This is a genomic window from Clostridium saccharoperbutylacetonicum N1-4(HMT) (assembly GCF_000340885.1).
GTDB classification, from domain to species: domain Bacteria; phylum Bacillota; class Clostridia; order Clostridiales; family Clostridiaceae; genus Clostridium; species Clostridium saccharoperbutylacetonicum.
Window position 1 is genome coordinate 3,407,770 of the sequence record NC_020291.1, and the last position, 13,299, is coordinate 3,421,068.

At 28.0% G+C, this 13,299-nt stretch carries 21 protein-coding genes; 17 read left to right on the forward strand and 4 right to left on the reverse strand.

What is annotated here, in order from left to right:
- Positions 1-204: 204 nt before the first annotated feature.
- The 7 genes from CSPA_RS15180 to CSPA_RS15210 all read left to right on the forward strand — a co-directional run bounded on the left by CSPA_RS15180 (position 205) and on the right by CSPA_RS15210 (position 4,399).
- On the forward strand, positions 205-1,071 hold the full coding sequence (locus tag CSPA_RS15180) for an AraC family transcriptional regulator (protein ID WP_015393200.1): 867 nt from the start codon (positions 205-207) through the stop codon (positions 1,069-1,071).
- A 31-nt stretch (positions 1,072-1,102) separates the two neighbouring features.
- The gene (locus CSPA_RS15185; RefSeq protein ID WP_015393201.1) at positions 1,103-1,654 is read left to right on the forward strand and encodes a GyrI-like domain-containing protein; all 552 of its coding nucleotides are present in this window, start codon (positions 1,103-1,105) and stop codon (positions 1,652-1,654) included.
- A 69-nt stretch (positions 1,655-1,723) separates the two neighbouring features.
- A complete protein-coding gene (locus CSPA_RS15190) occupies positions 1,724-2,299 on the forward strand; it encodes a GNAT family N-acetyltransferase (protein ID WP_242838566.1) in 576 nt (191 codons plus the stop codon).
- A 153-nt stretch (positions 2,300-2,452) separates the two neighbouring features.
- The gene (locus tag CSPA_RS29770) at positions 2,453-2,635 is read left to right on the forward strand and encodes a flavodoxin family protein (protein ID WP_017810568.1); all 183 of its coding nucleotides are present in this window, start codon (positions 2,453-2,455) and stop codon (positions 2,633-2,635) included.
- Positions 2,636-2,683: 48 nt separating this feature from the next.
- On the forward strand, positions 2,684-3,079 hold the full coding sequence (locus CSPA_RS15200) for a helix-turn-helix domain-containing protein (RefSeq protein ID WP_015393203.1): 396 nt from the start codon (positions 2,684-2,686) through the stop codon (positions 3,077-3,079).
- Between the two features lie 79 nt (positions 3,080-3,158).
- Positions 3,159-3,806, forward strand: a complete 648-nt coding sequence (locus tag CSPA_RS15205; RefSeq protein ID WP_015393204.1) for a flavodoxin family protein — start codon at positions 3,159-3,161, stop codon at positions 3,804-3,806.
- Between the two features lie 128 nt (positions 3,807-3,934).
- Positions 3,935-4,399, forward strand: coding sequence for a cupin domain-containing protein (locus CSPA_RS15210; protein WP_015393205.1), 465 nt, complete (start codon positions 3,935-3,937; stop codon positions 4,397-4,399).
- A 226-nt stretch (positions 4,400-4,625) separates the two neighbouring features.
- Here the strand turns inward: CSPA_RS15210 and CSPA_RS15215 are convergent, their stop codons facing one another.
- The 3 genes from CSPA_RS15215 to CSPA_RS30585 all read right to left on the reverse strand — a co-directional run bounded on the left by CSPA_RS15215 (position 4,626) and on the right by CSPA_RS30585 (position 6,479).
- Positions 4,626-5,594, reverse strand: a complete 969-nt coding sequence (locus CSPA_RS15215) for a choloylglycine hydrolase family protein (protein WP_015393206.1) — start codon at positions 5,592-5,594, stop codon at positions 4,626-4,628.
- Positions 5,595-5,747: 153 nt separating this feature from the next.
- Positions 5,748-5,927 (reverse strand): sugar ABC transporter substrate-binding protein, encoded by a 180-nt coding sequence (locus tag CSPA_RS30580; RefSeq protein WP_241393394.1) that lies wholly within the window; start codon positions 5,925-5,927, stop codon positions 5,748-5,750.
- A gap of 78 nt (positions 5,928-6,005) precedes the next feature.
- On the reverse strand, positions 6,006-6,479 hold the full coding sequence (locus tag CSPA_RS30585) for a substrate-binding domain-containing protein (protein ID WP_015393208.1): 474 nt from the start codon (positions 6,477-6,479) through the stop codon (positions 6,006-6,008).
- A gap of 288 nt (positions 6,480-6,767) precedes the next feature.
- On the opposite strand from CSPA_RS30585, the gene CSPA_RS30200 reads away from it, so the two are divergent.
- Together CSPA_RS30200 and CSPA_RS29775 are read left to right on the forward strand one after the other, a co-directional pair.
- The gene (locus tag CSPA_RS30200; protein WP_015393209.1) at positions 6,768-6,920 is read left to right on the forward strand and encodes a hypothetical protein; all 153 of its coding nucleotides are present in this window, start codon (positions 6,768-6,770) and stop codon (positions 6,918-6,920) included.
- Positions 6,921-7,180: 260 nt separating this feature from the next.
- Positions 7,181-7,354, forward strand: a complete 174-nt coding sequence (locus CSPA_RS29775; protein ID WP_157228404.1) for a hypothetical protein — start codon at positions 7,181-7,183, stop codon at positions 7,352-7,354.
- A 496-nt stretch (positions 7,355-7,850) separates the two neighbouring features.
- On the opposite strand, the gene CSPA_RS15230 is transcribed toward CSPA_RS29775, so the two are convergent.
- Positions 7,851-8,366: a TetR/AcrR family transcriptional regulator gene (locus CSPA_RS15230; RefSeq protein WP_015393210.1), complete on the reverse strand. Its 516-nt coding sequence runs from the start codon at positions 8,364-8,366 to the stop codon at positions 7,851-7,853.
- Between the two features lie 201 nt (positions 8,367-8,567).
- Between CSPA_RS15230 and CSPA_RS29780 the strand changes: the two genes are divergently transcribed.
- From CSPA_RS29780 to CSPA_RS15260, 8 genes are all read left to right on the forward strand, one after another.
- Complete coding sequence (locus CSPA_RS29780) at positions 8,568-8,735, forward strand: hypothetical protein (protein WP_017810566.1); 168 nt, start codon at positions 8,568-8,570, stop codon at positions 8,733-8,735.
- 140 nt (positions 8,736-8,875) lie between these two features.
- Complete coding sequence (locus CSPA_RS15240; protein ID WP_015393211.1) at positions 8,876-9,805, forward strand: class I SAM-dependent methyltransferase; 930 nt, start codon at positions 8,876-8,878, stop codon at positions 9,803-9,805.
- A 372-nt stretch (positions 9,806-10,177) separates the two neighbouring features.
- Complete coding sequence (locus tag CSPA_RS15245) at positions 10,178-10,945, forward strand: alpha/beta fold hydrolase (RefSeq protein WP_015393212.1); 768 nt, start codon at positions 10,178-10,180, stop codon at positions 10,943-10,945.
- A gap of 275 nt (positions 10,946-11,220) precedes the next feature.
- Positions 11,221-11,361, forward strand: a complete 141-nt coding sequence (locus CSPA_RS30205) for a hypothetical protein (RefSeq protein WP_015393213.1) — start codon at positions 11,221-11,223, stop codon at positions 11,359-11,361.
- A gap of 54 nt (positions 11,362-11,415) precedes the next feature.
- A complete protein-coding gene (locus tag CSPA_RS29410) occupies positions 11,416-11,529 on the forward strand; it encodes a class I SAM-dependent methyltransferase (RefSeq protein ID WP_015393214.1) in 114 nt (37 codons plus the stop codon).
- A gap of 201 nt (positions 11,530-11,730) precedes the next feature.
- Positions 11,731-11,901, forward strand: a complete 171-nt coding sequence (locus CSPA_RS30210) for a hypothetical protein (RefSeq protein WP_015393215.1) — start codon at positions 11,731-11,733, stop codon at positions 11,899-11,901.
- A gap of 123 nt (positions 11,902-12,024) precedes the next feature.
- Positions 12,025-12,210 (forward strand): hypothetical protein, encoded by a 186-nt coding sequence (locus CSPA_RS29785; RefSeq protein WP_017810565.1) that lies wholly within the window; start codon positions 12,025-12,027, stop codon positions 12,208-12,210.
- Between the two features lie 120 nt (positions 12,211-12,330).
- Positions 12,331-13,203: a hypothetical protein gene (locus CSPA_RS15260; protein WP_015393217.1), complete on the forward strand. Its 873-nt coding sequence runs from the start codon at positions 12,331-12,333 to the stop codon at positions 13,201-13,203.
- Positions 13,204-13,299: the final 96 nt, after the last annotated feature.

The window sequence follows — 13,299 nt, forward strand, 5'->3', positions numbered from 1 at the left end:
GTAGTTAGGAGCAATCCACTACTGCTTATTTTTTTGCGTAAAATTTTAAATATCATGCTTACAGAATATGTTATAATCAATGCATAATGGTAAATTATTGTTATTAATTTTGAATATAGGCTATTTAAGTTTTCTTTGCATTTTTTATACACTAACTGCAAAGTTATAGAAATTTAGTTCTGTTAAACTTATAGGGAAGGAAGGATGAAAGTGGATTGGCTAGAAAGAATGAATGAAGCGATAAGTTACATTGAAGATAACATAAAAGGTAATATTGATTATGAGCAGGTTGCAAAAATTGCTTGTTGCCCAAATTATCATTTTCAACGTATGTTTTCATTCATAACAGAGGTACCGATTTCACAGTATGTGAGAAGGAGGCGTTTAACTCTTGCTGCTTTTGAGCTCCAGCAAAGCAATAAAAGTGTTATTGAAATTGCACTAGAATATGGGTATGAATCGCATGCTGCATTTACTCGTGCCTTTAGTGAATTTCATGGTATATCACCAATAGCTGCACGTAAATCTGGTGCAAAATTAAAAGCTTGTTCACGTATGTCTTTTCATGTTTCATTTAAGGGAGGGACAGAAATGGATTATAGAATTGAAAAAACCGGGCCTTTTTCAGCGGTAGGTTTTAAGTACCGTGTAAACAATGAAAGAGCATTTGACCTAGTGCCCAGTATTTGGCAAGAGGTTAGTAACAATGGTATCTCTGAAAAATTACTTAATTTAATGGATAAGAATTCAGATAAATTACTTAATGGGGTGCTTGGTATTTCGGTAGACGGAAACTGGGGTAATAATGATGATTTTTCTTATTATGTTTCTGTTTTATATGAAAAAGAAACACCTATTGATATGGAAAAATTAAATTTCCCAGAGAACCACTGGATAGTATTTGAAGCGAAAAACCTTACGGATATATCAAAAGCTTGGAGGCGTTTATATAATGAATTAATTCCAATGTCAATGTATAAACTTGCTGATTTGCCGGCCATTGAATGCTGTTATCCACCAGAACATAATCCTCAAAATGAGCTTTGGATACCTATTGTGATGAAAAACTGATTAGTAATTGCGTTTGGAAAGGAATGATTAAATGGCAATATTAAAAAAAATTGAATTTGTTGAGTTTGGTCCATTTAAGATTATCGGAAAGAAAATTAGAACAAAGATAGAAAACTTTAACCCTGTTTTTCAATCCAAGTATCAAACTATACCTTCATTATGGCAGCAATGCTTTTCTGATGGAACATTTGATACTCTTATGAATATGAAGGAATACTGTTCACCTGAAACACCAGATGGCTATGAAGGGTATATGAGGGATTTCTGTGAAAAGGATGGAACATTCACTTACATTGCAGGTTTTTTTATGAAGGAAAATGCTCCTGTTCTTGATGGATTTGCTTCTTATGAGGTGCCAGCTTGCACTATTGCAAAGGCATGGATTGAGGGTGAAGAAAATGATATTTATCCCAATGCACATCAGTTAACCGTTGAAGCAATTAGTAAAAATGGATATGTTGTTGATTGGGCGAATTATTTTTCATGTGAAGTATATACTGATTTACGTTTTAGTATACCTAAAAATAATGGACAAAAGATTTTAATACTTGATTTTTATATACCGTGTAAGAAAAATATATGAGTAGTATTCTAATTAAAACAGGACAATGTATAGCTGGATTTTAAATGATATATTTTGTACGAGAGGAGTATGATAGTTTTGAGTAAAAATCCATACGAACAATTTCCACATATTGTAGCAGATGAAATAACATTAAGAAAAATTGTAGTTTCTGACCTTGACAGCCTTTTTGAAATATATAGCAATGAAAAGCTTTTTCAATACTCTCCTGTAATGCTTAAAAAGAATAAAGATACTGTTGCTAATATGATAGGACATTTTGAAAGAGATTTTAATAAAAGAAAAGAGATATTTCTTGGAATCTGCCTAAATAGTGAGCCTAACAATATTGTTGGTGTAGCTGAAATATTTGACTACTCTCATGATGTAAACATGATAACAATAGGTTACAGACTCAATGACAGATTTTGGGGAAAAGGAATCGCTACAAAGACTGTTAAGGCAATGACAGATTATTTCTTTAATGATATTGGCATTAATCGCATACAAGCCTTTGTTATGCCAGAAAATATTAAATCGCAGAATGTATTACAAAGAAATAGTTTTGTTAAAGAGGGAATAATCAGGCAAGGGTTTGTTTGGAAAGGACAAGGTGTTGTTGACTTGATATTATATTCTTTATTGAAGTCTGACACTTCAGAATAAGTTTTTTCTAGTATATAATTATTAACTAATATTTTTATTTTTGCATAGGAGGGAAAATATGAAAAAGGTTACCGTATTTATTGGGAGCTCACGAAAAAAACAACTTATGAAGTAGTTCAAGAATTCGAAAAAATATTAAAGTCATATGGGAAAATGGAAATTGACTTAGAATATATTTTGTTAAAAGACTATAAACTTGAAAATTGCAAAAGTTGCTTATTATGTTTTAACAAAGGAGAGGAATTCTGTTCCTTAAAAGATGATAGGAATGTGTTGCTTGAGAAGTTAGAGAATTCGGATGGTATTGTAAACTGTGTAGTAGTAGACAAATTGTAACTTGTTTAGAGAAAATCAATAAAACTAGCAATAATAAGGAGAAGAAGTTTGAATAAATATACGCGAAAGGATTTATCAGAATTATTTAATATAGGAAAAGAAACTTTGAGATATTATGAAAACATAAATCTGATACCTAATCCAATTAGGAATGAAAGTGGTTATAGAGTCTATTCTGAGGATGATTTATTAAGAATTAATTTTATTGTTCGAATGAAAAATTATGGATTCAGTTTAAGAGAGATATCTGATTTGATTAAAATGGTTAGTGATGATAAATGTGCTCATCAAGATAAATTAGTAGATTATATTGATAATAAGATAATTGTAGCCCAAAATCAAATTAAAGAATTATATCGATTAATAGAATTATTAAATAAAGTAAAAGAAAATAAGCATTTAGGTGAATGTGATTTCTTTAAATTTTTAGTAAATAATTCTTGACGTTGTTCCATACTACAGCCCTTATTCTATAAATGAATTTAATAATTAAATTTTTAAAAATAGGAAATGGGGTATAAACATGAAAATAATTGCTATTAATGGAAGTCCAAGAAAAAACGGTAATACAGGAATTTTGCTAAATAAAGCTCTTGATGGAGCAGCTTCAAATGGAGCTGAAACAGAAATGATCCATTTATATGATTTAAATTATAAGGGATGTAAAAGCTGTTTTGCATGTAAATTAAAAAATGGTAATAGTTATGGGCAATGTGCTATTAATGATGAAATAAGTCCAATACTAAAAAAAATTAAAGAGGTAAATGCTATAATTTGGGGTACACCTATATATTTAGGATCAATTACAGGTGAAATAAAGTCTTTTATGGAACGATTAATTTTTCCATATTTAACTTATGATGAAAATTATTCTTCACTTTTTGGTAAAAGAATTTCTGTAGGATTAATTTATACATTTGGAGTTAATGAACAAAGATTAGAACAAACAAGATGGAAAGAATTTCTTGAAAATAATGAATTTTTATTGGGAAGATATTTTGGAAAAACAGAATCAATTTTTGTAACTGATACTTATCAATTTGATGATTATTCAAAATATGTTTCAGCAGCTTTTAATGCAAGTGAAAAATTAAAACGTAGAAAAGAAGTGTTTCCGGAAGATTGCAAAAAGGCATTTGAATTAGGAAAACGACTAGTGCGAATACGATAAGAGATATAAAAAAATATAGCAGATAGATAAAATGACTAAGCAACAAATTCCAATTTATCGTTGAGTAATTCGTAACAGTAAATTATTATGAATTAAAATATTGAAAAAATATTGAAGGGAGCATTTAAATGAATAATATATCTAATATCAATAATATTCCCAAAGAGTATATGTATGACCCTGATTTCAACTCTAAATTGAAAACAATATTAATAGGTGATGCTATTGGTTGTGAAAAGATTTATGTGAACATAGATTATGTAAAACCAGGTGCTGAAAGCGTAAAATATCATTCACATTCAAAACAAGAAGAATTCTATTTTATAATGAGTGGAAAAGGTTTATTAAGAATAGATGGTGAAGAAATACTAATAAAAACAGGTGATGTTATTTCAGCACCTGCTGGTAAAGACAATGGACATCAGTTTATAAATAATAGTTCAGAAATATTGCAGATACTTGATATAGGCACTCGTGAAAAAGATGATATTATTACATATCCTGATGAAAATGTGTTTTTAATTAAAGATAAAGGTTTAGTGTTTAATATTGACGATAGTATTGAAGGTTGGTCTTCTGAACCAAATGAATAATATTCTTTAGATATGCAGTCATTAATTTGGCTGCATTTTTTAGTGAAAAAAAAGAGATAGTAATGGGAGTGTTATGGCATGAGTTAATTACTATCTCTAAAAATTTAGTTTAACAATGATATTGAGTTTAATATTAGTACTTCCTATAGGTGCAAATGCATAAGACAGCAAAACTTTTATTATTGATAATACAAAGATTATAGTTTATGTTGTAAGTGTCAGTCACTTAAATAAATGGAATATTTCCAAGAAAGATTGGTTGCTCACTATTAATATTATAATTCCAAAGACTTGCCCTTAGGATTTGGTTATTCCCATAGGTTTTGAAATAATATTCACATGTATTAGTATTCATAAAAGCAATATATTTTGTATAATCATCAGCTCCCTTATCAGTTACTACAATACCCTTTGGAATAAAAACGTTATTAATAATATGAAAACATGTCATAAGTGTTTCGGAACTGGTTTTCGGAGTTTGCACATGAGTTTTTAGAAATGCTGTACGAACGAAACGCTCGGGGGATGTGAAGCCTCCTGGAAGCTGTGTGGTCCCTGCCCCCTGACCAAAAGGAGTTAATGATACATTTCCCCAATGAACTTCTTTTTTTTGATTAGTCGATACATTCATATAATTTCTTAGATTGGTTATATGCCAATTAAAATCGGGACTATTGGCCATGACTCCTATGGGATTATCAATTACTTCAAGACCTGTTTTAGTTTGCTCAATAACAACAGTTTTGCCACTTTTATCAGTAGCAATCCAATGTAGAGGAGCAGTTGTTTTGGTAACGGGATCTTGTATTCCTACTATATAGATGTTTTTTAATAAAGCCCGTAAATCATCCACGGAACTACAACGTCCTAAAATATAATGTAGAAAATCTAGAGAAGCAATCTGCTCTTTATCATTTATAGGTAAATCATAATAAGCATAGCCTGCAAAGTATAAGACTGCGGCAGCAAATCCTCGTTCATTTACACCATCGAAAAAACCTAACATACCATCAGTTTCTTGCCCCATACAAATAAAGCTATAGATATCAATGTATTTTTTTCTTGTTGCAAGGCTATCCCATTCATAATTTATGGGTATCACATAAACTCCAGGTTTAATGGAATGAGAAAAATCCATGGTTCTTCCAAAAAAATTTTCTCCTTGCATAGATTGTAATGTAATAGCAGTACACATACAATACCTCCAATATTATAAATGCCATAATTATAATATATGTTTTTAAAGCAAATAAGGTGAATTTTTCATCTTTGAAATTAAGCTATATTTGTAAATTATGATGCAGATAATAAATTAATCGGTATAGCTACAGGATCAATGAATAACTTGTCAGCTGGCGCATCCATAGCTTAAAAATAGTAGTTTAATGGAATCTTCTGCACATTTCTCATTCCAATTACAAGTCTTGGATAGAATTTCTTGAGTTTTTATTCCAGATTGATTAATGGTTGAAATAGAATATAAACTTCTTGCAGCTGTCACTGTAATATTTTCTGGACTCTTTAGCATAATATATTGCAATATATTATCTCCATTTCTATCAATATTATTTTTACTTGAATTCCATTCATTTATAACAAGATTATCTTATAAAATACCTGATTGAATAGCATCAGTCGATATAACTAGAGCTTTATTATAAGATTTAATAGGACTTATTTCAAATGGTACTGTATTAAATAAGATTATTGGAATATTTTTTTGCTTTGCTTTGTAGATAACTGATTCAATTGTACCTTGATCTAAATTGACTAAGTTTAATAACAATAGAACATAATCACTTTGAAGAACCGAATCTAAAATAGTATTTTGTATGTCCTGATTTCTTTTACCATCATAGAATGTAAAATTGACACTACTAGTGTTTTTATTTTGAATTTCTTCTAGTCCTTTACGAACTAAATAAATATAAGGATCATCAAAACTAAATAATAATACAGCTGTTTTAATTTGTTTTTGCGGAACAACTTGTGAATTAGCATGTATTTTAGTATAAGATAGTGACATGATAGTCACTATAATTATAATAAGAAATAAGAATAGAGTTTTGAATATTTTCATTTCAAAGCCACCTTTCATATTTAGTATGGCATTAAAATTAAATAACATTCCTTAATACCAATGCATGAACCAATAATATCCAGCCACTAGTATTATCATTTGGTATTTTAGAAAAAAAGAACAAAAGACAGTAAATCGTTAATTAATTCGCTGTCTTTTGGCAACCTGCCAAGCTATAAAAGATTAGCAATTATAGTGTGAGTAAATTTCCAATATTTATACTATGGATTATTTTAGTTTTATATAATATAATATTCCATAATAACATTAAGGTGGTGATTTTATTTTATGAAGAATGTGACTATAGATACAATCAAAGATATAATAAGAGATCTTCCAGAAGGTGAACAAGAAGTAATATTATACTTAGCAGAAATATTTAAAGGTGAAGAAGATAAAATTATTGAGTACTGTAAGAAAGAATTTATTAATGATAACTAAATGACAAATAAATGAAGTTATTAATTTGGCTATATTTTTATATTATTGATCTTATAGTCAAAGCTAGCAAATTGGTTAATAAACGAAATCTATCCTCGCGCTAATTTTGTCAAAAATATGGCATAATAATAAAATTACAGAAAAGCATAGATTATTTTGTCATATTGTGTTAAAATAAATTTATACAAAAGATAAATAACCCCTTTTATACCTAACAAATCTCTCATAATTCTCGTGAACATAAAGATGCAGTCATTAATTTGGCTGCATTTTTTAGTGAAAAAAAAGAGATAGTAATGGGCGTGTTATGGCAAGAACTAATTACTATCTCTAAAAATTTAGTTTTAGTTATTTATTTGATATTATTGACAAAAGTTTCTATTACCATGCAATCAGGGATAATAACAGCATCCGTGTCACCAGGGGCAAAGTAAATCAGGTACAGCCGATGTACATGAAAATAGGCTACAAGGCACAATTAATTTCCACAATGTAACCTATTCTTATTTTATTATAGTTGGAGAATAATATATGAAAGATGCTTATGAAGCGAGAATGCACATAGCTTTGTGTAAATTTAAATTGATATGATCAATTTTATCTGGAAATTACTATTGAAATAATACATTATTTATATTTCAGTAGTAATTTTCTGCCTTTAGGGAATGCTAAATAATGAGATAGTATAACTTGTATTTGTTATTATAGTTTGCAAGACTTATATTTTTATTCATATTTATTCAAAAAATATAAGTTTTGTTACTACTCAGGAATTCTACTTTTAGGAATGCCTGAGTAGTAACTTTTATTTTTAAGGAGTTCGTACACCTGAAGTATATTGTGGATCTATCTAAAGGTTCGGTAGGCGCCGCATGACACAAAATAGACTAGAAGGTGGACTTATTATTTTTTTGAAGATGCCTAATATTTTTAACTAAATAAATACTTATTTATTGCCTCTATACCAGCATTTAATATTCTATTAGAATCTATATCATCTTTTTTAAATACAATTCTGTTTATAATTGAATTACTAATCTCCTCTATAATAATAATTGCTGAATCTATATCCGTAACTTTAATATCATTTTCGTGAAAACCTAACCATTCCCTAATAATATTTCTTATTTTTTTATGTTGCTCATCAACCACAGATGCTACTTTAGCATTTGAATTATATAATATATTAAGTTCTCTGTTTAGGTCTTTTGAAGATTCATGAATCATTATAAGTTTATTCGCAATTAGAAGCATCCCTCCTTTTTTGTCACCCTTGTGAATTTCTATAATATTTGGTATATTATTGACTATTTCTAAAAAATTTTTATTATAAAAATCTAAAATTTCATAAAATACTGCATCTTTATCTTTGAAATAAGAATAAAAACATCCTATAGAAATACCAGCAATTTTAGCTATTTCAATAGAATTAGTTTTAACATTCACTTAAAAGTTAGGAGTTTTTATAAAACAATTTTCAGACAAAAAACAATCTTACTAATTTCAATATGCTCCTTTCCGATAAATATAAACTTGTTTATTTATATTTTGGGCGTCAATTCTAATCATGTTATGGAAGCTAGTATGGCGTATTATATAAATCCATTGATTTCCGTACTGCTTGGAGTAATCATATTCAAATAAAAATTGAACTTCTATCAAAAAGTATCTATAGTTTTTGCTGCTACTGGGGTTCTTTTCATTATTATAGAATATGGTAAAATTCCATGGATTTCAATTATGTTAACTATAAGCTTTGCTTCATATGGTTTATTTAAAAAGATGCTAACTATAGAATCAATAATTGATATTTAGGAGAAAAAATATAAGAATAATCAAGAATGCTATATTCTAAATTCTAACAAATGTATATAAATCATAACATTAAAATTCTAAATAAGTAAGGAATTGTAATAGAATTTAAATTGTGGTTTAATTAAGTTGGAGGCGATATTATGAACGAAAAAAGTAGTATGACAGCGCTAGCGTGTGCATTTGTACGGGCATATCATGCAAAGAATAGCAAAGTAAAGATATTTGATGACTATGTGGCAGAAAAACTTCTTACTAAGGATGAATATCAGGAAATGTCTTTTAGGATGGCACAAAGCATAAAATATTTTAATCCAACTTTCAGTGGCAGTGATAAAGAAGCTTTAGAATGGATAGTTGATACTCAGTTTTCATCAGTACTCAGTAGAGCTGTATACACAGAAAAAATGCTTGAAAATGCTATTAAACATGGTGCTAAACAATATTTAATTTTTGGAGCAGGTTTTGATACTTTTGCTTATAGACAATCTGATTATGCACACAAACTGCAAATATTTGAAATAGATCATCCTTTAACCAGTTTGGATAAACAGGAGAGGGTGAAGCCTATTATTAAAAACAAGATTACAAATCTAAATTATATTTCAGCTGATTTAGCAAAAGAAGAATGGCAAAATATTCTACTTTCGTGTCCTATGTTTGATAATTCTAAAGTAAGTTTTTGCAGTTTGTTAGGAATTAGTTACTATTTAACAAAAAGTGATTTCAAAAAATTAGTTAGCACAATTTCACAACTTATTCCAAATGGAAGTAGTATAGTATTTGATTATCCAACTCAAGAAACACATACAACTAGCGAAAAAAATGTAGAGAAAATAAAAGATATAGTAAACTCTGTGGGTGAAACTATGTTGGCTGAATATTGTTATACAGAGATAAAAGAAATTCTTTCAAATAATGGAATTTTGGTTTATGAGCATTTGGAACCCGAACAAATCACCGAACAATATTTTAAGGAATATAATTTGGCTAATTCAAAGCAGTTAATAACAGCGTCTTATAATGTAAATTATTGTTTGGGAATTAAGAACAATTCTAAAACTTTACTGTAAAGTTTAAATATAATGATTGCTTGTTATGTACAGAAATCATAAAAGTAGATTTTTAAATACCGTATTATTCATTTTTTTCTGAGCAATATGGTATTTTTTTATATTTAAGTACTGCGAAATTCCATCAACGGATGCAGATCTATTGTATATAATATAGAAATTAAATAGTAAATTATATAAATGTTCTTTGAAAATTGAATAATACGGTAGTGGATTATTATAAAATAAAGATAATTAGTCAGATTAATTATAAATAAGATATACTTGACGTTAGAACAAATGTTTGTTATTCTGTCTATACAATTAATGGAAATACATTAATTTCTATTAAAGCTAATTATCACATGATATTATTACGTTTGGAGGATAAAAATGTCACTGATTAAAGTAAATGGAATAAACTTAAATGTTAAAATACAAGGGGAGGGAGAGCCTTTAATACTTATACATGGACTTGGTTGTGATAGTACAAAATGGGGCAACGAAATTCATAGGTTTTCTAAAAATTTTAGAACGATTTTATTAGACTGTAGAGGACATGGAAAATCCGATAAGCCAGATAGTTATACATTAAATGATCATATTCAAGATATTTTATCTATAATGGATATTTTTGGATTTGAGACAGTAAATCTTTATGGAGTTTCAATGGGAAGTTATATTGCACAAGGTGTAGCAATTTCACAACCTCATAGAATAAAAAAATTAATTTTAACCGTTCCTAAATCAAATGGTTTAACATCATCAACTCAAAGATTGATTACGGAACATGCAACAGAATTAGAAGGGTTAAATGAGCAAGAAAAATTAATCTTTTTTTATAAATATATGGCTTATAATCCAGAAATATTTTTAAAATATCCGAATCTTCTTAAAAGTTCATTAACACATAAACAAACTATAGCAGCAAATAAAGCATTAGAAGGTTTTGATTATAGAAGTGAATTGTATAAGATAACAGCCAAAACTCTTGTTATAAGTGGTAAATATGATGGGCTAAATCCACCTTATGATGGAAAATTATGTGCTTCACTGATAACAAATGCAACCTTCATTGAAATGCAATATTCAGGGCATATACCTATGCTTGAGGAACCAGAAATATATAGAAACATAATTGACAAATTCTTAAGTGAATAAATAAACAGATTATCGATAGACAAGAACCAAATATAATAGCTAGTTAATTCTAATTAATATAATCATTAGGAAACTAATAATTTAAGAAAACACCGTAGTATTCAATATGAATTTGCGGTATTTTTTTATTTGAAATACTGCGTAATACTAATATGCTATGTGGTTTGTAAAATTGACGTAGCAAAATATAAAAAATGTTCTTTGAAAATTGAATAATGTGATAGTGGAAAGTTATGTTATAATTTATATTATATAGAATTTGGAGGCGTTATATCATGGATTATAAAATTAATTCGGAAATCATAAATACGGAAGGTGATGTATTTCTTATGCTAGATGAGTTTTTAGAAAAACGAGATAACGAATGGTGGAATAAATTCTATTCAAATAAGGAAAAAGAAGTTCCATTTTTTTAAAATATTCCTGACGAAAATATTTTGATAGATGAATATTAAAAGAAGGAAAAGCTCTTGATATTGGCTGCGGAAAAGGAACTTGAAGTTTGTGGTGTAGACTTTTCAGAAACATCAATAGAAATGGCTAAAAAAATAGCTACAGAACAGGGGATAAAAAGAAAATTATGATTTCATTGAGAATTGTACAACTCCAGATGGTTATAAATTTTATGAAACTGGTGCGTGGGTTAAATATAATAATAAATAGTAAGAAAGTATTTAAGGTCACGGGAGAAATCCTGTGTCCTTTATTTTTTTGCCTAATTTTAGGCACAATAATTTAAAAATAGCATATATGTAGTAGGTATAGGCCTAAAAGGAGTGAGATAATTGGGAAATATAATTAAGGTTAATTTGTACGTAAAAATGAAAAGAAAAAATGATAATAAATTAAGTTTGAAAACTATAGAAGAAATCATTTTGAAATATAAGAATTGGCTAAAGGAAAACAATAGAGAGGATAAAATAGAAACTTATGAGGAATTTCTACAAGCTCAATAATATTTTTTAAGTGGCAGTAGCTAGGAGTGATCCACTACTGCTTATTTTTCTGTGTAAAATTTTAAATATCATACTTATAGAACATATCATAATCAATGTATGATGTTAAATAACTGTGCAGTAATGGTAATTTATAAAAAAATTCCTATATATTGTAGATTTGACTTAACAACAGAAAGTGAAAATATAATACTAATATTAGTGTTATTTGGAGGTATAGGAATTCCACGAATTGCTCTTAGATATTTGGAAATAAATATTAAAACAATAAATTATGTTGAAATAATGAAAAATCACAAATATATCTAGCGTGCAAAAAAATGTAAAATTGTATAAAAATATAATTTATTATAAAGAATACCAAAAAATAAACGATAAAATAATTGAGTGTGTGGTTATATTAACCAAAATTTGAAAGGAATGTTTTAAATGAAGAAAATTTATATAACCATATTAAGTACTTTTTTTATTTTTTTATTTGCGAACACGGCTTATGCCGCTACTGAAATAAATGAAATAGAACCTAATGGATCAACTACTCAAGCTCAGGTGATAGTAACAAATAATGAAAAGCCAGCTGAGCTTATCAAAGCCAATGCTACTGGAACAAATTATGTTCATGGAAATATTTCAGATAGGACTGATGAAGACTTTTATAAAGTTTTTTTATCTGCTGATAACAAAAATATATTAAGTATTGCTGATTCAGCAATTAGTGGTACTGGAATTTTTGAGGTTTATGATGAAGATTTAACTCTCATTACAAGCATTAATTATAAAAAAAATTCATTATATAGTGTTACTCCATACTATGTGAATATACCAAAATCAGGTTATTACTATGTGAAAGTACATTCTACATTACTTACTGGAGATTACTATTTTTATATAGGTGGGCCTCATTATCAATTTAATAATTATGAATACACTGCATCAAGTGCACTAACATTAACACCATCAGAAAAATCAGTACAAGCAATATATGATTTTAGCAATATATCTTCTATTCCTGATAATGCAATCATTTGGTCTGTTGATTTAAATGGAACAAAAACTAATTATGCAAGCAATCAATATAGAAGTATAAAGATTTATGGTGATTCTTATTGGATTACTACAGGTCCATATGTATTTTCAACAAGTGTATCACCTACAAGCAATGAGCGTGCAAAGAGTAAGTGGGTATATAAACTTGATGGTAGCGTATCAAAATCAGCAAAATACTTTAGCCTTATACCAAAAATTAAACTTTGGTATATGTATCCTGTAATACCAGAATTGCTTGGTCAATCTTATAGATAAACAAATAATAAATTTTAATTATTTTATATAAAATGTTTAAGTAATGTCAATTTTTATGTTAATAAATAAGTAAAATTTAAAAATTATATATAACTA